The organism is Veillonella sp. Ser01 (assembly GCF_053850375.1).
Genome location: NZ_JBSPUA010000001.1, coordinates 749,433 through 767,162, shown reverse-complemented (window position 1 = coordinate 767,162; position 17,730 = coordinate 749,433). Strand labels below are relative to the sequence as shown.

Here is a 17,730-nt window from a genome sequence, read left to right as displayed (position 1 = left end):
AAATTCTTAAAGCAAGAGGAGTTCTAGTAACCATGAGGAAACGTAAAGTACAATGGCTGGCAGCGGCATGTGTTTTCTGTTTAGCACAACCAGTATGGGCTGCTACAGAGTCAACCACGGTATATCAAGATCAATTGGATAGCGTTGATCAATCCTATCTTGGAGAAATCTCTAAAGCATCTACACCTGACAATAGTAATATCCGTGTTGTACGTCGTGGTGAAAAGGCAAAGTCTGATCAACCTACAGAACAGTTGCCGACTCGTATTGATGCAGATAAAATGTCCTATATAGGGTCCACTGGTGATGTATATGCACAAGGTGATGTAGTAGTGACTCAAGGTAATCAAACCTTGATGTCTCCGCGTATAGAAGGTAACACGAAAACTACAGAATATCGTACTGTTGGTGGATATCGCTTTTTAGAAAATGGCGGTAAAACTAAGGATATTACAGGTCAAAATATGACATATCGTACTAGTGATCATCATTTTACAGCGGATCAAGCTTTTGGTTGGAATGACCCTTACTATGTAAAAGGGCAAAATGCTACATTTGATGGTGAAACTGGTCATATGGAAAAAGGCATGGTTACCACAAAACATGCGATGGCTTTTAAACATACACCTGACTATCGTGTAGAAGGTAAAGATATCAAGGTATATCCTGGCGATAAAGTAGTTATCAAAAAACCATCCTTCTATATTAAAAACTTCAAGGTTTTATCTTTGCCTTCTTATACAGCATCCCTTCGTCATGATAAAGAGGGTAAATTTAGTATTTTCTCCTTGGTTCCAAAACCTACATATAGTAGTGATGATGGCATTGGTTTGCATGGTAGTACAGAGTATCCAATCGGTAAGCATGGCGAAGCCTATATTGATTACCGTTGGTATTCAAAGTCTGGATTTAAACCAAAATTAGGCTATAGACATTATTTGCCTTGGGCTACTGCATCCATAGGTTACAGTAAAGAATCTAATGAGTATAACGATGAAACTGTATGGGTAGAAAAGATTGGTGAAGCTCGTTTAGATACTCATACATATCATGTTGGTAAATCTCCTGTTACTGTACGTGGTGGTGTAAACGCGGGCTATTGGAAAGAGGGGTCTGTAAAAGGTTCTCATAAAGAGTATTATACAGAAGTATCTCATGATCCAATTAAGCTTTGGGAAAATGCAGATTTACGTTTCTTAGGTGGTTATCAACGAGATTATTATGGTTATAATGGTACGATTCGTAGCATGCCTTATTGGGGCGCTCGTTTCCAATCTAAAGTGGGAAATCGTGCTAATGTATGGGTTAGTTATAATCAACGTAATATTTCTTATAATAACTCTCCATATCGATTCGATACGACAGAGCTTCCTAAGGAGCTCATTTATGGTGGTTCTTATAAATTAACTCGCTTGGATGATGTTTCTATTAGTGTGAAAACAAATATGATGAGTGGTCAAATAGACTCTGTATATTATACATGGCATCGTGATTTACACTCCTTTGATCTATACTTAACTTATAAGGATGCACATAGAAGCAATAATGATCAATGGAAGATCAAATTTGTTGGCAAAGACTTTTAATTAGGAGATAACTATGCAACGTATTAGAAAGGCCGTTATTCCAGCAGCTGGCTTTGGTACACGGTTCTTACCAGCTACTAAAGCACAACCAAAGGAAATGCTTCCTATTGTAGATACACCAGCTATCCAATATATTGTGAAAGAAGCACTAGATTCTGGTATTGAGGAAATCCTAATCATTACAGGTCGTAATAAACGCGCTATTGAAGACCATTTCGATAGTAGTGTTGAATTAGAATTACTATTACAAAGCCAAGGTAAAAATAAACAGTTGGCTATGATTAAGGATTTAGCAGATATTAAGGTTCACTTTATCCGCCAAAAGGCACCACGTGGTCTTGGTGATGCTGTATTATGTGCCAAAGCCTTTATTGGTGATGAACCATTTGCTGTATTGCTTGGTGATGATATTGTATATAATCCTGAAAATCCATGCTTAAAACAGTTAATTGAGTGTTATGACGAACATCCTGGTATTATTCTAGGGGCTCAATTTGTACCGGAAGATAAAGTCAGCTCTTATGGTATCGTATCTGGCGAAGCATTAGCGGATAATTTATATCGCGTTCATAACTTGGTTGAAAAACCAAAAAAAGAAGATGCTCCATCTAGACTTGCTGTATTAGGTCGTTATATTTTAACTCCAGATATTTTCAATATTTTGGAAAATACAAAACCAGGCGTAGGTAATGAGGTTCAATTGACTGATGCGTTAGCAGCATCTAAAACTGACACGTATGCATTGGCCTATGAAGGCATTCGTTACGATACAGGTGATAAACTAGGTTACTTGAAAGCTACTGTTGAGTATGCATTGCGCAATGAAGAATTAGGTGAAAACTTCAAGGCATACTTAAAAGAGCTAGATCTTAAATAACAAATCTATAAGATTTAACCTTATGAAAGAACCTATGATATATCATGGGTTCTTTTCTTTTAGTAGTACATTTAGCTCATATAGATATATTATTTTATATTTGTTAACAAATGGATAATGACTTTTGTTGACGAATGAAAAGATGTTGATTATAATCAATTTATTGAATAAATAAAGGACTGTGATTATATGAGAACATTATTTAAAGCATTATGTAATAATGACTTAGATCTACCAGGACATAGTGTTATTAAGCATATGCATTATGATGCTTCAGGAAGTGATCAATCTATCTGTGGTATTTTATATCAAATCGCTAAAACTACTACAATTGGTATTCTAGATAAATCAGGTTTTTTAATGGTTGATTTACGACCGGTGCCGAAACAATTTAGCATTCGCACTACCGTACATCATGATGAAATTAGTGGAGCTATATCGTTTTCCAAGAAAGATATAGTACAATTCGTAAATGATATTAATGACACGAATCCAATTCATCGAGAGGACCCTTATGTCGTACCTGGGTGCATGATTCTTGAAACATTGTGGGATTATTGGAATATTAGTAAATCTGCACAGCAGATGGCAATTTATTTTCATGCCCCTGTCATTGCAGGGGATATGGTGACTTTAGTGGAAGTACCTGAGGATGCTCATGTAGAAGGTTATGTAGGAGATACATTGGCATTTTCCGCTACTTTTTTTGGTGAAAATGAAGATTCAACATCTTTAAAACAAAGATGTATTAGTTAGAGGTAATTATGGAAGCAAGACGTTTAACAAAAATGGCTTTATTGACAGCCTTATTATGTATTTCAGCATATATTTCATTTCCATTGCCATTTAGTCCGGCAATGGTAACCGCATTGACTTTGGTGGCGACATTAACAGGCTTATTATTGCAACCAAAGGATGCTTTTATAGTATTTGTCGTGTATGTTCTGCTAGGAGCCGTTGGTCTACCTGTATTCGTTGGGGGTACAGCTGGTCTTGGTAAATTATTGGGACCTACAGGGGGATTTATCTTCTCTTGGCCAATAGCATATACTTTACTAAGTGTATTTAAAGGGCCTAAAAAGAGCTTTTTCTCTTATGCATGGCGCTCTCTTGTAATTACAATTCCTGTAGTATACCTATTTGGTGTGGCAGGCTTTATGATTGTTACCAAAACAGAACTTTGGGCGGCGTTGCCTATAGTTATGTTCCCATTTATTCCTGGGGATATCGTAAAATGTCTCGTTGCATCCTGGCTAGCAACTAAAATTAAAATTTAGCATGTAATAATGAAAAGAGGCATTCCTTGGGGTGCCTCTTTTGTGCATTTTGTTATAGGAGCTTATATGTCAGTATATATTCATGGTGGGCTTAGAAGCCCTATAGGCGTGTTAAACGGCCAATATAAAAATACAAGACCTGAGATATTGGGTGCACAATTGATTAATGAGTTAATTAAAGGACATGAAATTAACTTTGTAGATGGTATTTTTTGTGGTAATGCAGTTGGTACAGGTGGAAATATTGGACGATTAATGGGTTTAATGTCTAATTTATCGGTATCGACGCCTGCTGTAACAATTGATATGCAATGCGCATCAGCATTGATGAGTATTGAGATGGCCTATACACATATTGCGTCAGGCGTGATGAATTCTGCTATTGCTGGTGGCATTGAAAGCTCTTCATTACAACCAGATCGAATCTATGCAACTGAAGATGATCGAGACGGTTTATATAAGGTAGCTCAATTTACTCCTCAAGATCGGTCTCCTTTAGCTATGTTAGAAGGGGCAGAAAGAACTATCCATAAGCACAATATAACTAAGGAGGAGTTATATCCATATATTATTGGAAGTCATCAGAGAGCTACTAAAGCTTTAGACAATTCATATTTACAATCTTATATAATGCCTTTTTCTATAGATGGAAAAGAGTGTGTAGACGAATGTATTAGGCCAAAGATGAATGAAAAACTTTTATCTAGGATGAAACCATTATTAGGTAAGGACTCTATTACAAATGCTGGCAATGCTTGTTTAACTCATGATGGTGCTGCTTTTGTATACATATCTAATGAAAAAGGGCCGTTTAGAATTCATAGTATCATGCCTTGGGCTGGAAATCCTCAGTTTAGTCCAGAAGGTGCTCTTGAAAGTACTAAAGCTATTTTAAAACGGACAGATTTAACCATGGATGATATGGACGTGGTGGAATGGAATGAAGCCTTCGCCATCATTGATGCGCTCTTTGAGAAGTCCTACCCTGATCATATGGAGAAATATAATATGCTTGGTGGTGCATTAGCCTATGGACATCCTTATGGTTGCTCTGGGGCTATTTTAGCTCTTCATTGCATGGCTGCTTTAGAATCCTGTAATGGTCGATACGGTTTGTGTGCTATTGCCGGCGCAGGCGGCACAGGAACTGCTTTAATTATGGAACGAATGTAAAATGACAATTATTGAACGTTTACGACAATATAAAGAATTAGATCCTCACAAGATTGCTCTAATTGTAGATGATAAAAAGTATACATATGGTGATTTGTATGATGCTATTTTATCCATAGATATTAATGATACTAGTCGTATAGTAAATGTTGCTCAAACTAAAGAATCACTGAAACATATAGTTGCTTTAATTCAGAGTCAATCATTTGTGGAACAACTTGTACAGTGGTTGGGTGTATTGTATGCAGGTTATATTCCTATGGTATGCCATAACGAGATGGATACAGAGTATGTAGAGGAATTGGCTCGTATTATAGCATATAAAGGGGTGGCACCATTAGCTGACTTTGGTGTACTTACCTCTGGAACTACTGGGCGTCCAAAACCTTTGTGGCGTAGTGAGAGCTCGTGGAGAGAGTTCTTTGATATCCAAAACGATATTTTTCATATAAACAAAGATACAAAAATATTCTTACATGGAAGCTTCAGTTTCACTGGTGTTAGTAATATGGTTATCGCTGTACTATGGTCTGGAGGAACAGTTATTACAACGAGTTCGTTGCGCCCAAATCGATGGATACAGCTTATTGAAGAATATCATGTGGACCATATATATGCATTACCAACAAAATTACGATTATTAGTACGTCATTGCAAAAGTAAACTAGACTCTATTAACTATATCATCGGAGGATCTCAAGTACTGGATCGACAGTTGATGGAACAGTTAGAACGAATATGTCCGAACATGGAGTTCATTCTTTATTATGGTGCTACTGAGCTTAACTATATAACATATTGTACAGGTAAAGAGTGGTTAGATAGAGAAGGGACTGTGGGAAGACCATTTCCATCTGTTAAAATCATAGAGGCTGATGATGTTATTTATGTAACGACAAAATATCATATTGAAGGGATTCCGGATACTTATACTGTAAATGATTGTGGCTATATTGATAGAGATGGATACCTTATGTTTAACGGACGACAAGGTGATGTAATCAATAAAGGGGGATATAAAATTTCTATTCCCGAAATGGAATTGTATTTACAATCCTTACAGGGCGTTTCTGAAGTGGCTGTTATTACGATTAATGATGATATACGAGGGGAAGATTTTATTGCTTATGTGGTATTAGAGGATAATGCTGAATTAAGTAAAATTATTGAACGTATTCATCACGAAAGACCTTCAGTTGAATGGCCAAAAGCAGTTCTAGAAATTCCTATGTTACCTCTTACAGAATGCTCAAAAGTTGATAAACGAAAACTAAAAGAGTGGTATAATAAAGGGTAATCGTTTTTGCTATTATAAGGAGGCGTCATGCAGATTAACAAGGCGGCACTAGAGATTTTCGACTTTACGTCCTCTTTAGCCGTATACTCTGAACATGAATTAAAGGTTGGAGATCAAGCTATACAAGATTATATTGCCAATCATGTAGCTAAGGCGTTCAAAGATCCAGCTGCTAGAACAGGTACCTTGCATGATGCAAGTCCATTTGGTAAACAATTAGTTGATTATAAAAATGGAAATCTCAAGTTTATAGATTTATCTAAGAACTTAGGTGAAAGCTTGTTTACCTATATGAAGCAAGCAACGGATTCTGTTGTTATTGATACGATTATCTGTGAAGCTATTACAGATACATCTTATATCTGTATTCTTTTGTGCCAAGCTCATGATGCTTTTACACATCAACTATTTAGTGAAGATGATGGCAGCTTAGCCACAGAACTTGTTTCTCATAAGGCTGTATTGCCGATGCCATCACAGAAATTACGTGCTTTTGCATCTGTTAATCTACTTGATTTTAGTGTTCGTATTTTTGAACCGAAAGGTGAATTTGATGGTGAAGTATCCTATATCTTAGCCGATAAGGTGTTACAATTAGGTACTAATCAATCCTCTCGAGATACGGTGAAAAAGGTAAAAGCCATTGTAGACAAAGTAGCTCAAGCACACGAGTCGGATGGCGTCGTTGAATTGACGATGGCAAAGTCTATGATTGCTAAAAATGCTGAAGTATCTGATATAGTAGATCCTGTTCGTATTGTGGAAGAGGTATTTAAGGCGAATCCCATTCAACAAGAGGCGGCTAAAAAGGAATTAGCTGATGCAGATATGATGCGTCCATTACCTGTAAACCGTGAGTTTGCTACGAAGGTCGGTGAGCATCACAAAATTAAAACTGACACGGGAATCGAAATTTCATTTCCTGTAGAGTATATGAAAAATCGTGAATTCATTGAAATTAAAACTAATGATGATGGAACTTTACGCATTGAATTGAAAAATATTAATAAAATTGTAAATAAATAAGAATAAGGCTATTTCTATCGATATATAGAAATTCATTATATATTGATAAGATTTATTTGTTACGCTAATATATAAGGTGGAATATAGTGAGTAAAGAGAAACATAAAAAAACAAATGCATTACGTATTTTAGACACCCATAAGGTTCCTTATAGTATTAGTGAATATGAGTGGTCTGAAGAGCGGGCAGCTGGTCTTCATGTAGTGGACGCATTAGGGCTTGATGAAAAACAAGTTTTTAAAACATTAGTTGGTAAGGGTGACAAAACAGGATATGTAGTATTTTGCATTCCTGTTGCAGCTGAATTAGATATGAAACAAGCTGCTCGTGTCAGTCATAATAAGTCTGTAGAGCTTGTTCATGTCAAGGACCTGCTAGGTATTACGGGCTATCTGCGAGGAGGATGTTCTCCAGTGGGAATGAAAAAATTATTTCCCACATATTTTGATGCTACTATGGAGCCTCAAGATTTTGTATATGTAAGTGCTGGTCTCCGAGGGATGCAAATGAAGGTAAATCCAAAAGATTTGGCATCTGTTGTAAATGCTGAATTTATAGCACTTACAATGGATCATTAAGAGGTACGTATGGCAAAGAAGTATTATGCAGTTCGTCAGGGTCGTGTACCAGGTGTATATACCACATGGGCTGACTGTGAGAAACAGGTAAAAGGCTTTGGTGGGGCTATCTACAAGTCTTTCCCTACGGAAGCAGAAGCTCTTGCTTTTGTGGAGGACTCAGGCTTATCCTTAAGCGACTTTATGAGTGCTAATAAGAGCGAACCTAAATTATCTCAAGACGTGAAGTCTAAATCGATAAGTTCTAGATCAGTACGTTCTAGTTCTAAGACTCAAAGTAAAGTATCAACAAGTGTTGTGAAACCAGATTTTACTGAGTCAAACCATGTGGTTGCTTATATTGACGGTAGTTATAATAAAGGGACAAATACTGTTGGAGCTGGTGGTGTTATCTTCTTGAATGGGAATAGGGAGACCTTTTCATTTCCATCTACGGATGAACGATATACATCATTTTGGAATGTAGCTGGTGAGCTATTAGCTGCTATGTATGTTATGAAATATGCTGTTGATCGCGGCGTTTCTGAATGTTCACTTTATTACGACTATATGGGCATTGAAATGTGGGCTACGAAGGGTTGGAAACGAAATAATGCGCTTACTCAACAGTACGCAGCATTTTATGACTCCATAAAAGACCGTGTGCGCGTACACTTTCACAAGGTAGCTGCTCATACGGGCGATACATATAATGAAATGGCCGATGCACTAGCTAAACAAGGTGCAGGTATTTAGAAATATAAGAAGGGAGGGTACTATGAATATATGTGTTACAGGTGGAGCTGGATTTATTGGCTCTCATCTCGTTGATCGATTAATTGAATTAGGGCACAATGTGCTTGTTATAGATAATTTATCTACTGGTATGCGTTCTTTTGTACATGAAGCAGCTCAATTTATTGAGATGGATGTACGAGATCCAAAGTTAGTATCTATTTTTGAAGAGTTTAAGCCCTCTATTGTATTCCATGAGGCAGCGCAAACTATGGTTCAATCCTCTATGGAGAATCCTAGTTATGACTGTGATGTGAATCTATTGGGTCTTATTAATGTTTTAGATGCATGTCGTCAGGTGAAAGTTGAACAATTCTTAATGCCTTCGTCCGCTGCTGTTTATGGGGATTTAGCAGTATTGCCATTAACTGAGGAATTAAGTGGGATGCCTTCTTCCTTTTACGGACTAACAAAGCTTACTGCAGAAGGTTATTTACGTATTTATCGTGAAGCCTTTGGATTAAATACAGTATGCTTTAGATATGCCAATGTATATGGACCACGTCAAGGTGATGGTGGTGAAGGTGGCGTTATCAGTGTCTTTAACCGTTTAATTGTTGAAGGTCAGCCTTTAACCGTATACGGTGATGGGGAACAAACTAGAGACTTCATTTATGTAGATGATGTGGTAGATGCTAATATTAAGGCTATGAGGAATAGTCAATGTACAGGTATTTATAATGTATCTACTAATAAGGGAACATCTGTTAATGAGTTGATTACGCGATTCCGTGCTATTAGTGGTGCAGACTTTATGGTGCACTATGAGGCTGAGCGGGTAGGGGATATCAAGCATTCTCGTTTAAGCAATGTCAGGGCGGAACGCGATTTTGGATTTGTAGCGTCCACAACATTAGATGAAGGCTTACAAAAAACATTAGAGTATTTTAAAGCTCATCATAAGTAAGGGATACAAGGTTTGGGGATATGAGTGATACACAATTTTGGGTAACGGTAGGTGTCTGGAATCTTATCGTATTTAGTATGTATGGATATGATAAATTATGTGCCATCAAGGGATATGGACGAATTTCAGAGTTTACTTTATTATTTTTAGCATTTGCCTTTGGTGGTGTAGGTGCTTTATTAGGCATGGTTATTTGGCGCCATAAGACATTAAAGGTTAAATTTAAGCTGGCTATCCCTATCGCATTGTTGTGGTCTGTTTATGCAGTGGGTTTTGGCTATGGTTTGTGGGTGAAATGATTGTATAAACTAATATTTTATTCATTGTTTTATGGTATAATGAGTAGAATATTGTACATAAAATGTCAGTAAAGGAGATATTTGATGTTGCGGTTACAATCGGGGTTCGAGTTAGATTACGCTAACATATATAATGAAAGTTGCATACAAGAACGAGACGTAAATAACTTTGAGCGTGCTATACAAAATGTTTGGCGTCATACAAATATTTTGCGTTCTACAGGCTTTGAAGAAGGACATGTTTCTAAGGATGGCTTGCCTGAACCGGTATTGTTTTACCAACTTCCTTATATTTCAGAAGATGGTATCAATACACCTGCAATGTTGAAACGACTTTATGAACTGCGGGACTATGCTCGCCATAATATTGACACAGTTGTATCTGTAGGTATTGGTGGCTCTTACTTGGGTAGTAAGGTTATTTTTGATGTCCAATGTGGGGCGTTTTGGAATAATCTCAGTACGGAAGAACGAAACGGATATCCACGGATGTATTTTGCAGGCTTTAATGTAGATGGTGACTATTTAGCTGGTCTTATTCGCACTTTAGAGTACCAAGCACAGACAAAAGGATCAGACTATAAGGTGATGCTCGTTATTACATCTAAGTCAGGTTCTACCATCGAGCCAATGGCTAACTTTATGATTTTGGAAAAAGCTTTACAAGATCGTAATATAAATTATGAAGTGGTAGCTGTTACCGATATGTCTGATGATGAACATCCTACAGTTTTACGCTCTATGGCAATAGAGAATCATTGGAAGACCTATAGTATTCCTTATGGTGTAGGTGGTCGTTTCTCTGTATTTACTGAAGTAGGTTTTGTTACAGCTGCTCTCGTAGGATTTGATATTGAAGGTTTCTTGGCAGGTGCAGCTTCAATGGATGCGGCCTGTCAAGAAGAGGATATTTTTAAAAATCCTGCTTTATTAAGTGCTTTACTAAAATATATTGCGTCTGAACGGTACGGTCGTATTATTGAGGTGTTTATGCCTTATGGTGAAGCTCTTCACTCCTTATCTGATTGGTATGTACAACTATTATCAGAATCTTTAGGGAAGATGAGTAATACTTGCTTACCATATGGTCGTACACCGGTTGCTGCAGTAGGGACTATGGATATGCATGCTCAAGTACAAGAGCATCAAGAGGGCCGTCTTAATAAGGTGGTTCAATTTATTAAGGTTAAGGATTGGAAACATAATCTCGTAGTGCCTAATACACATAGTCAATATGAAAGATTACAAGCACTTGGAAATGTAGGTATTTGTGATATTTTAAATATTGCCTTAGATGCCAATAGAGAGGCCTTATCCAGTGATAATCGCTTCAACATGACTATAACTGTACCAACGCTTAATGCATTCCATTTAGGGGAAATTATGTTTATGCATTGTTGGGCGGTTTATTTTGAGTCTATTTTTGCTGGTGTTGATGCCTTTGACCAACCAGGTGTTGAGGTCTATAAACGTCTCATCGGGCCTAAATTAGCTCGTGCAAAGGATACACATAATTCATAAGGGGGAACTATGAATATTTTAGTAACAGGTGGTGCTGGTTATATTGGGAGTCATACTGTACGTGCCTTACAACAAGCAGGTTATACACCAATCATTGTAGATAATTTATCTCGCGGACATGTGGAATCTATTCCTGAAGGGGTTACATTCTACAATATGGATATTGCAGATCCTAAGTTAGTAGATATTATGAAAGAGCATCATATCATTGGGGTTATGCATTTCGCTGCCCATTCTCAAGTTGGAGAATCAATGGTAAATCCAGCTATTTATTATGAAAATAATGTGGTTGGCTCCTATCACCTTATTGAATCTGCTCGTACTGCGGGTGTAAAACATTTTGTGTTTTCTAGTACGGCTGCTGTATATGGCGAACCAGAGGTAGTGCCAATTCGTGAAGATGCTCAATTGCATCCTACAAATGTATATGGTCGCACTAAATTGATGATTGAAGAAATGCTATCTGATTATAGTTCTATTTATGGTTCTACATACGTGGCATTGCGTTACTTCAATGCGGCAGGTGCCGATCCATCTGGTACGATTGGTGAAGACCATCATCCAGAAACTCATTTGATTCCCCTTGTGCTCGATGCCGCTCGTGGTAAAAGAGAACATATAACTGTATTTGGTACTGACTATGATACAGCTGATGGTACATGTGTGCGGGACTATATTCATGTTAATGATTTAGCAGCTGCTCACGTATTAGCTATGGACTATTTGCGTAAAGGTGGCGAATCCCAAGTATTTAATCTTGGTAGTGGTAATGGCTTCTCCGTAAAAGAAATCATCGAAACTGCAAAAGCGGTTACAGGTATCGATATTCCTGTTCAATATGGTGAACGTCGTGCTGGTGACCCAGGTACTTTGATTGCTTCTTCTGAAAAGATTAAAAACTTACTTGGTTGGGATCCTATATTTAGTAATGTATCTGATGTTATTAAAGATGCTTGGAAATGGCACACATCTCATCCAGATGGTTTTAACAGTAAATAAAATAAGAACAAATTCTTTTGATTTGTCAATATAATGAATGACTCTATTAGTCACCTAGGTGACTGGTAGAGTCATTTTTTTGTAGGGTTTTAAAAGGGTCTCCTAGAAATAGTTTGAAGGAGGTGAATTATGAACTTACAAAACTATATAGAACAGATTAAAGGGTGGGTTGGTAGACAATATTTTCTTGTACGACACTATAGGATTGCAATTTTTGTTTTCTTTCTACTTGCTTTAGCAATGATAGTAGCAGGTATTATTTATCCCCATGAAGAGGAACATATCAATATTAATTCAGCTCAATTAGAGGATAGTGCTGATAATCAAAGAATGGTAGATACAAAAGAGCAATCGCAAAGGAAATCTAATAAAAATAGAAATCATAATGGAAAATCTAGTAAAGAAGGAGTAGATATTAAGGCTGTACATGATGAGAAAGACGACTTTATTGTTAAAGGACACTTACTATATGATGTGAGCGGTGTAGAACGGTCTCATCCTTGGCGAGAGGTCTTTAAAGATATTTCTAGTACCGATGTATTAAGTCAAAATAATGAAACTAAAGATGTGGATAACGATTTAGCTAACGAGTTTGATATCATTAGCAATGATGGAATATCCCTTAGTAATAGTAAAGAAATACGTAATAAAAGAACTACGCAGCGACAAATGGGGAATAAGAATAAAACTATAAAAACGGATAGAAAGAGTAAAGGTTTGAATGGCAATATGCTCCCAGAACAACCGCTTGAACTTGTGGGAATTATTGAAGGCAATCAAAAGGTTGCAATTTTACGAAGAGGCTTAGAGGAACAAATGGTTACGATTGGAAGTAGTTGGCAAGGGATATCAGTATCTGCTATTACTGAAAATAGTGTAGAAATCGTTGAAGGAGGTTCATCACGATGGCTAAAAATCGAGTAATCATAAAAATAGTTACACTAATAGCTATACTGATATATTTATTATTAGTAGGACCATTAGTTGTATTAGGAAATACTAAAGAAGAAGTGTCATCAAATAATTCAAGAAATAATGTAACAAATAGTGTAAGCAATAATGAAAATAATAGTGTAAGCAATAGTGTAACCAATAGCGTTGAGATTAATAAAGATAAAGAACCAATTACAATATCTGTACGAAACGGATCATTAAGAGAGACTGTATTAGGCATTTGTCGAAGTTATGGTATATCAGTTATCGGTGTAGAGTCCTTAAAGGGAAATATTACGGCAACCGTAAAAGGGGAGTCTCCAGAAGAGGTTATTAAAGAGCTAGGGCGGATATATCATTTTTCTGTATCAAAGCAACATAATACATTACTTATTGAATCTGATGAGTCGGCACTGGAGAATAGAGAACTCTATGTACTATCCCCAGAACACTTACCAGCAGAATCTTTGAAAGCTGTAATGGGCACTGTAGTAAAGAATGATAAAATGGCCGTACTTTCAGAACAAAATGAGGTGGTTATGCATTTAACGAGCGGTGAAAAAAGACGGGTAGAAACCTTAGTCCGTGCGATCGATAAAGAGCCTAAACAAGTGCAATTAGAAGCTACCATTATTGCTATGGAGCAATCCTATGCAAAAGAACAAGGTTTTCGCTGGTCTTGGCTCAGTTTGACTGGCCATGGGGATGATAAGACTAATTTGTATGGAGCCGTTACCTTTGGTAAAACACCTAGTGGAGAAGCTTATAAGTTTTTTGTGAAACCAGAACTAAGTCTTATGGAAAGTTCTGGAAAAGCTGTTCTAATAGCAAAACCATCTATTATGGCCCTTAATGGTGAGACGGCACATATATTAATAGGTGAACGTATCCCCGTTATAGAAGAGTCAGAGGTGAATGGAGAGCGCAAGCGCTCTACTCGCTATGAAGAGGTGGGGATTAAATTAAACTATACTCCTATTATTACTGCTGATGGCGGTGTAGATGCAAAAATACATGCCGAGGTAAGTACTCCAATTATGGTATCGGAAATGAAAGCTTATAAAATTAGTACAAGGCAGGCTCATACAAGAGTACGTTTACAACAAGGAGAAGTACTTGTCATAGGTGGACTCATGGATAATCGAGACCAGCATCAAATACAAAAGGTACCCATATTAGGAGATATTCCGTTATTAGGCAAATTATTTCGTCATAGCAGAAAATCAAAAGACTCTATAGAAATGTTGATGTTAGTACGGGCAACTGTGGTATAATAAAGGGTAAATGATTAGGAGGTTGTGAATGGAACGCATTCGAATGATAGGCCTTGGGAAATCATTTGGGGTGCGCCAAGTATTTTCCAATGTGTCCTTTGAGATAAAAGAAGGTGATCGCTTAGCCTTAGTAGGTCCTAATGGGGCTGGGAAATCGACCTTATTAAAATGTATATTAGGCTATGAGGAGCTTGATGAGGGTAATGTAGTTAAGTCGCCTGTTGCAAGCATTGGCTACTTACAACAAGATGTAAATCTTGGTGATGATAGTTTAGCTACTGAGATTGAAAAGGCATGGGCTGATGTACATGCATTGGAAGAACAACTTAAAGAACTTACCACACGCTTAGAAACAGAAGTGGCGAGTGAATCTGATTTACAACGATTAGATTATTTACAAAATCGTCTTGAATGGTTAGGCGGCTATGATTACGAGCAAAAGACAAAGCGCATCATTTATGGTTTAGGTTTTACTGATGAAGACCTAGACAAACCAGCGAGTGCTTTTTCTGGCGGTCAAAAGACACGTATTAACTTAGCAAAAGCCTTAGTTCGTCGTCCAGATTTTCTGTTCTTGGACGAACCGACAAATCATTTAGATATGGATATGCTCGAGTGGCTTGAAGGGTATTTGTCTGCCTATCATGGCGGGATTCTCATTGTCAGCCATGACCGTTATTTTTTAGACCGTATTGTTACTGGCGTTGTAGAATTGGATAACCATAAGGCTACAACGTATCGTGGTAATTATAGTCGTTATATTCAACAGCGAGATGAACGGTTGAAAGCGGATATGATGGCCTATGAGAAACAACAGGAGTACATCAAAAAGACAGAGGCTTATATAGATAAATACCGCGCAGGTATTAAATCTAAAATGGCTCGTGGTCGTCAGTCTCAATTGAATCGTTTAGAACGACTTGATGCACCGGTAACTTCACATCATTTACAATTTTCATTTCCTCCTGCTGCAATGAGTGCCGATAAGGTTCTTGTTCTAGATCATTTATCGGTAGGATATGGTGAAAATCCTATCATTGATGATATATCACTCGTAGTACGACGAGGCGAATCAGTAGCCCTTATTGGACCTAACGGGGCTGGTAAATCGACTCTGGTAAAAACTATAGTAGGTGAATTATTCCCTGAGAATGGTCACGTAGATATCGGTAACCGCGTACAAGTGGGATACTTCTCACAAGAGCATGAGGAATTACATGATTCTTGGCAGGTAGTAGAAGAGGTTATGAACCATTTTAACTATACTGAAGAAAAAGCCCGCAATGTATTAGGCTCATTCCTATTTAAAGGGGATGATGTATTTAAGCTAGTAGGAGACTTATCCGGTGGTGAGAGAGCTCGGTTAGCATTGTTAAAATTATTTCTTCAAGGAGATAATTTCCTTATCTTAGACGAACCGACAAACCATTTAGATATTCCAACGCGTGAAATTGTGGAAGAAGCATTACAACAATTTGAAGGTACTTGCTTTATTATTTCTCATGACAGATATTTTTTGGATCAAGTTTCTACAAAAACCATTGTTCTAGATGATGGAAAAATTACTGAATATCTCGGTAATTACTCGTATTACAAGGAAAAGTTAAAAGAACAGGAAGATTTGTTAGCCATTGCTAACGAGCAAAACTTAGAAAACAGTGTTAGTGATAATAAACATACTTCTATTAATGAACCTATACTTTCAGTAGAAGAATCTACAGAGGCATCACAGAAGAAACCGAACGCCTATATGATAGAAAAGCAATTAGCTGAGGTGGAATCTGAGATTGCTCGATTAGAAGCAACTATGAAAATGTATGAAGTTCAATTAGCTAATCCTGTAGTACAGCAAGATTTAGATGAAATGTCCAAAATTTCCATACAAATTGAATCAACACAAAGTGAGTTAGATGCATTGTATGAAAAATGGGAACGATTATCTGAATAACTTATAATAGTATATATTATTATAGAGTTATTTTAATTGACAAAGGATTAAAAACTCTAATAATATAGATATAGATTTAAAGTTTTATGTTTCAAAGGAAGGGTGTAGCATGAATAAATCCATGTTAAAAAAAGCAGCCATTTTTGGTCTTGCTGGTGTAATGGCAGTTGCTGCTGGTTGTGGCAGTAATAAAGATGCAGGTAATGCAAATAGCAATGAAGCTAAAATTGCTTTGTTAACAACAACAACTGGTGGTGCAGCAGCATATGGTGAATCCATTAAAGCTGGTGCAGAATTGGCAGTAAGCGAAATCAACGCTGATGCAAATGCTGTGAAAATCAACTTATTAGTAGAAGATACTAAAGGTGATAAAAACGAAGCTATCAATGCAATGAATAAAGTAATTTCTAAAGATAAAGTTGTAGCTGTTATTGGCCCAATGTTATCTGGCGAAATGATGGCAGCAGGTCCTGTAGCAAACAAAAGCAAAATCGTAGCTCTTGGCACATCTACAACTGCTGAAGGTATTACAGATATCGGCGATTACATTTTCCGTAACGCTGTACCTGAATCCTTGGCAGTAGATACTGCAATTAAAGAAGCACATAAAACTTTAGGCTTCAAAACTGCAGCTATTATGTACTCTAATAACAATGACCAAATGGTATCTGTAAATAATACAGCTCGTAAAGCATTGGAATCTGAAGGTGTACAAATCGTTGATACTGAAACATTTGCAGACAAAGATACAGATTTCTCTGCACAATTAACTAAAATTCAACAAGCAAAACCTGATGTTATCGTAGTTGCTTCTCTTTACCAAGAAGGCGCATTAATCATGAAAAAAATGCGTGAAATGGGTATGAATCAACCTGTAATTGGTTCTAATGGTTTCAACAGCCCTGAATTCATTAAAATTGCAGGTGCTGCAGCTGATGGTGTTATCGTAGGTACACCTTGGTTCCCTAATAAAGAAGACCAAAAGGTAAAAGACTTCCGTAAAGCTTATAAAGATAAATACGGTAAAGAACCAGACCAATTCGCAGCTCAAGCTTATGATGCTGTATACCTCTATGAAGCAGCTTTGAAAAAAGCAGGTTCTACTACAGATCGTGAAAAATTCCGCGATGCTTTGAAAAATATTGCTGACTTCGTTGGTGTAACTGGTCAATTCAAATTCAACGAAAAACGTGACCCTTCCATGGAAGTTCAAGTTTTACAAATTAAAAACGGTCAATTTGACGCATTAAAAAAATAAAAA

Annotated in this window: 17 protein-coding genes; all 17 read left to right on the top strand. The window is 37.0% G+C overall.

What is annotated here, in order from left to right; all coding sequences use genetic code 11:
• Nucleotides 1–32: 32 nt before the first annotated feature.
• Nucleotides 33–1,586, top strand: a complete 1,554-nt coding sequence (locus tag ACWTVK_RS03645; RefSeq protein WP_456045962.1) for an LptA/OstA family protein — start codon at nucleotides 33–35, stop codon at nucleotides 1,584–1,586.
• Between the two features lie 13 nt (nucleotides 1,587–1,599).
• Nucleotides 1,600–2,463 (top strand): UTP--glucose-1-phosphate uridylyltransferase GalU, encoded by an 864-nt coding sequence (gene galU, locus ACWTVK_RS03640; RefSeq protein ID WP_005387062.1) that lies wholly within the window; start codon nucleotides 1,600–1,602, stop codon nucleotides 2,461–2,463.
• A gap of 189 nt (nucleotides 2,464–2,652) precedes the next feature.
• The gene (locus ACWTVK_RS03635) at nucleotides 2,653–3,219 is read left to right on the top strand and encodes a hypothetical protein (protein WP_456045961.1); all 567 of its coding nucleotides are present in this window, start codon (nucleotides 2,653–2,655) and stop codon (nucleotides 3,217–3,219) included.
• An 8-nt stretch (nucleotides 3,220–3,227) separates the two neighbouring features.
• Nucleotides 3,228–3,740, top strand: coding sequence for a biotin transporter BioY (locus ACWTVK_RS03630; RefSeq protein ID WP_456045960.1), 513 nt, complete (start codon nucleotides 3,228–3,230; stop codon nucleotides 3,738–3,740).
• Between the two features lie 66 nt (nucleotides 3,741–3,806).
• The gene (locus ACWTVK_RS03625) at nucleotides 3,807–4,913 is read left to right on the top strand and encodes a thiolase family protein (protein WP_456045959.1); all 1,107 of its coding nucleotides are present in this window, start codon (nucleotides 3,807–3,809) and stop codon (nucleotides 4,911–4,913) included.
• Nucleotide 4,914: 1 nt separating this feature from the next.
• Nucleotides 4,915–6,210 carry an AMP-binding protein gene (locus tag ACWTVK_RS03620; RefSeq protein WP_456045958.1) on the top strand — a complete coding sequence of 432 codons (1,296 nt, stop codon included), beginning with the start codon at nucleotides 4,915–4,917 and terminating at the stop codon, nucleotides 6,208–6,210.
• Between the two features lie 27 nt (nucleotides 6,211–6,237).
• Nucleotides 6,238–7,236 carry a nucleoid-associated protein gene (locus ACWTVK_RS03615; protein ID WP_456045957.1) on the top strand — a complete coding sequence of 333 codons (999 nt, stop codon included), beginning with the start codon at nucleotides 6,238–6,240 and terminating at the stop codon, nucleotides 7,234–7,236.
• 86 nt (nucleotides 7,237–7,322) lie between these two features.
• The gene (gene ybaK / locus ACWTVK_RS03610) at nucleotides 7,323–7,814 is read left to right on the top strand and encodes a Cys-tRNA(Pro) deacylase (protein WP_105094441.1); all 492 of its coding nucleotides are present in this window, start codon (nucleotides 7,323–7,325) and stop codon (nucleotides 7,812–7,814) included.
• Between the two features lie 9 nt (nucleotides 7,815–7,823).
• On the top strand, nucleotides 7,824–8,549 hold the full coding sequence (locus ACWTVK_RS03605; protein WP_456045956.1) for a ribonuclease H1 domain-containing protein: 726 nt from the start codon (nucleotides 7,824–7,826) through the stop codon (nucleotides 8,547–8,549).
• A gap of 22 nt (nucleotides 8,550–8,571) precedes the next feature.
• Nucleotides 8,572–9,495 carry an NAD-dependent epimerase/dehydratase family protein gene (locus tag ACWTVK_RS03600; RefSeq protein WP_456045955.1) on the top strand — a complete coding sequence of 308 codons (924 nt, stop codon included), beginning with the start codon at nucleotides 8,572–8,574 and terminating at the stop codon, nucleotides 9,493–9,495.
• Between the two features lie 20 nt (nucleotides 9,496–9,515).
• Entirely contained in the window at nucleotides 9,516–9,794 is a 279-nt protein-coding gene (locus tag ACWTVK_RS03595; RefSeq protein WP_456045954.1) for a DUF1294 domain-containing protein, read from the top strand.
• A gap of 84 nt (nucleotides 9,795–9,878) precedes the next feature.
• A complete protein-coding gene (locus ACWTVK_RS03590; RefSeq protein WP_105085410.1) occupies nucleotides 9,879–11,315 on the top strand; it encodes a glucose-6-phosphate isomerase in 1,437 nt (478 codons plus the stop codon).
• 9 nt (nucleotides 11,316–11,324) lie between these two features.
• Entirely contained in the window at nucleotides 11,325–12,314 is a 990-nt protein-coding gene (gene galE, locus ACWTVK_RS03585) for a UDP-glucose 4-epimerase GalE (RefSeq protein WP_456045953.1), read from the top strand.
• 129 nt (nucleotides 12,315–12,443) lie between these two features.
• Nucleotides 12,444–13,238, top strand: a complete 795-nt coding sequence (locus ACWTVK_RS03580; protein ID WP_456045952.1) for a hypothetical protein — start codon at nucleotides 12,444–12,446, stop codon at nucleotides 13,236–13,238.
• A complete protein-coding gene (locus ACWTVK_RS03575) occupies nucleotides 13,220–14,521 on the top strand; it encodes a type II secretion system protein GspD (RefSeq protein ID WP_456045951.1) in 1,302 nt (433 codons plus the stop codon). Before ACWTVK_RS03580 ends, ACWTVK_RS03575 begins: the two co-directional genes overlap by 19 nt.
• A 28-nt stretch (nucleotides 14,522–14,549) precedes the next feature.
• Nucleotides 14,550–16,469: an ABC-F family ATP-binding cassette domain-containing protein gene (locus tag ACWTVK_RS03570; RefSeq protein ID WP_456045950.1), complete on the top strand. Its 1,920-nt coding sequence runs from the start codon at nucleotides 14,550–14,552 to the stop codon at nucleotides 16,467–16,469.
• Nucleotides 16,470–16,578: 109 nt separating this feature from the next.
• Nucleotides 16,579–17,727 carry an ABC transporter substrate-binding protein gene (locus ACWTVK_RS03565; protein WP_295819146.1) on the top strand — a complete coding sequence of 383 codons (1,149 nt, stop codon included), beginning with the start codon at nucleotides 16,579–16,581 and terminating at the stop codon, nucleotides 17,725–17,727.
• Nucleotides 17,728–17,730: the final 3 nt, after the last annotated feature.

What these genes read in the sequence shown, in the direction of transcription:
- ACWTVK_RS03645 (WP_456045962.1), top strand. Translation starts at nt 33, where the DNA reads ATGAGGAAACGTAAAGTACAATGGCTGGCAGCGGCATGTGTTTTCTGT.
- galU (WP_005387062.1), top strand. Translation starts at nt 1,600, where the DNA reads ATGCAACGTATTAGAAAGGCCGTTATTCCAGCAGCTGGCTTTGGTACA.
- ACWTVK_RS03635 (WP_456045961.1), top strand. Translation starts at nt 2,653, where the DNA reads ATGAGAACATTATTTAAAGCATTATGTAATAATGACTTAGATCTACCA.
- ACWTVK_RS03630 (WP_456045960.1), top strand. Translation starts at nt 3,228, where the DNA reads ATGGAAGCAAGACGTTTAACAAAAATGGCTTTATTGACAGCCTTATTA.
- ACWTVK_RS03625 (WP_456045959.1), top strand. Translation starts at nt 3,807, where the DNA reads ATGTCAGTATATATTCATGGTGGGCTTAGAAGCCCTATAGGCGTGTTA.
- ACWTVK_RS03620 (WP_456045958.1), top strand. Translation starts at nt 4,915, where the DNA reads ATGACAATTATTGAACGTTTACGACAATATAAAGAATTAGATCCTCAC.
- ACWTVK_RS03615 (WP_456045957.1), top strand. Translation starts at nt 6,238, where the DNA reads ATGCAGATTAACAAGGCGGCACTAGAGATTTTCGACTTTACGTCCTCT.
- ACWTVK_RS03605 (WP_456045956.1), top strand. Translation starts at nt 7,824, where the DNA reads ATGGCAAAGAAGTATTATGCAGTTCGTCAGGGTCGTGTACCAGGTGTA.
- ACWTVK_RS03600 (WP_456045955.1), top strand. Translation starts at nt 8,572, where the DNA reads ATGAATATATGTGTTACAGGTGGAGCTGGATTTATTGGCTCTCATCTC.
- ACWTVK_RS03595 (WP_456045954.1), top strand. Translation starts at nt 9,516, where the DNA reads ATGAGTGATACACAATTTTGGGTAACGGTAGGTGTCTGGAATCTTATC.
- ACWTVK_RS03590 (WP_105085410.1), top strand. Translation starts at nt 9,879, where the DNA reads ATGTTGCGGTTACAATCGGGGTTCGAGTTAGATTACGCTAACATATAT.
- galE (WP_456045953.1), top strand. Translation starts at nt 11,325, where the DNA reads ATGAATATTTTAGTAACAGGTGGTGCTGGTTATATTGGGAGTCATACT.
- ACWTVK_RS03580 (WP_456045952.1), top strand. Translation starts at nt 12,444, where the DNA reads ATGAACTTACAAAACTATATAGAACAGATTAAAGGGTGGGTTGGTAGA.
- ACWTVK_RS03575 (WP_456045951.1), top strand. Translation starts at nt 13,220, where the DNA reads ATGGCTAAAAATCGAGTAATCATAAAAATAGTTACACTAATAGCTATA.
- ACWTVK_RS03570 (WP_456045950.1), top strand. Translation starts at nt 14,550, where the DNA reads ATGGAACGCATTCGAATGATAGGCCTTGGGAAATCATTTGGGGTGCGC.
- ACWTVK_RS03565 (WP_295819146.1), top strand. Translation starts at nt 16,579, where the DNA reads ATGAATAAATCCATGTTAAAAAAAGCAGCCATTTTTGGTCTTGCTGGT.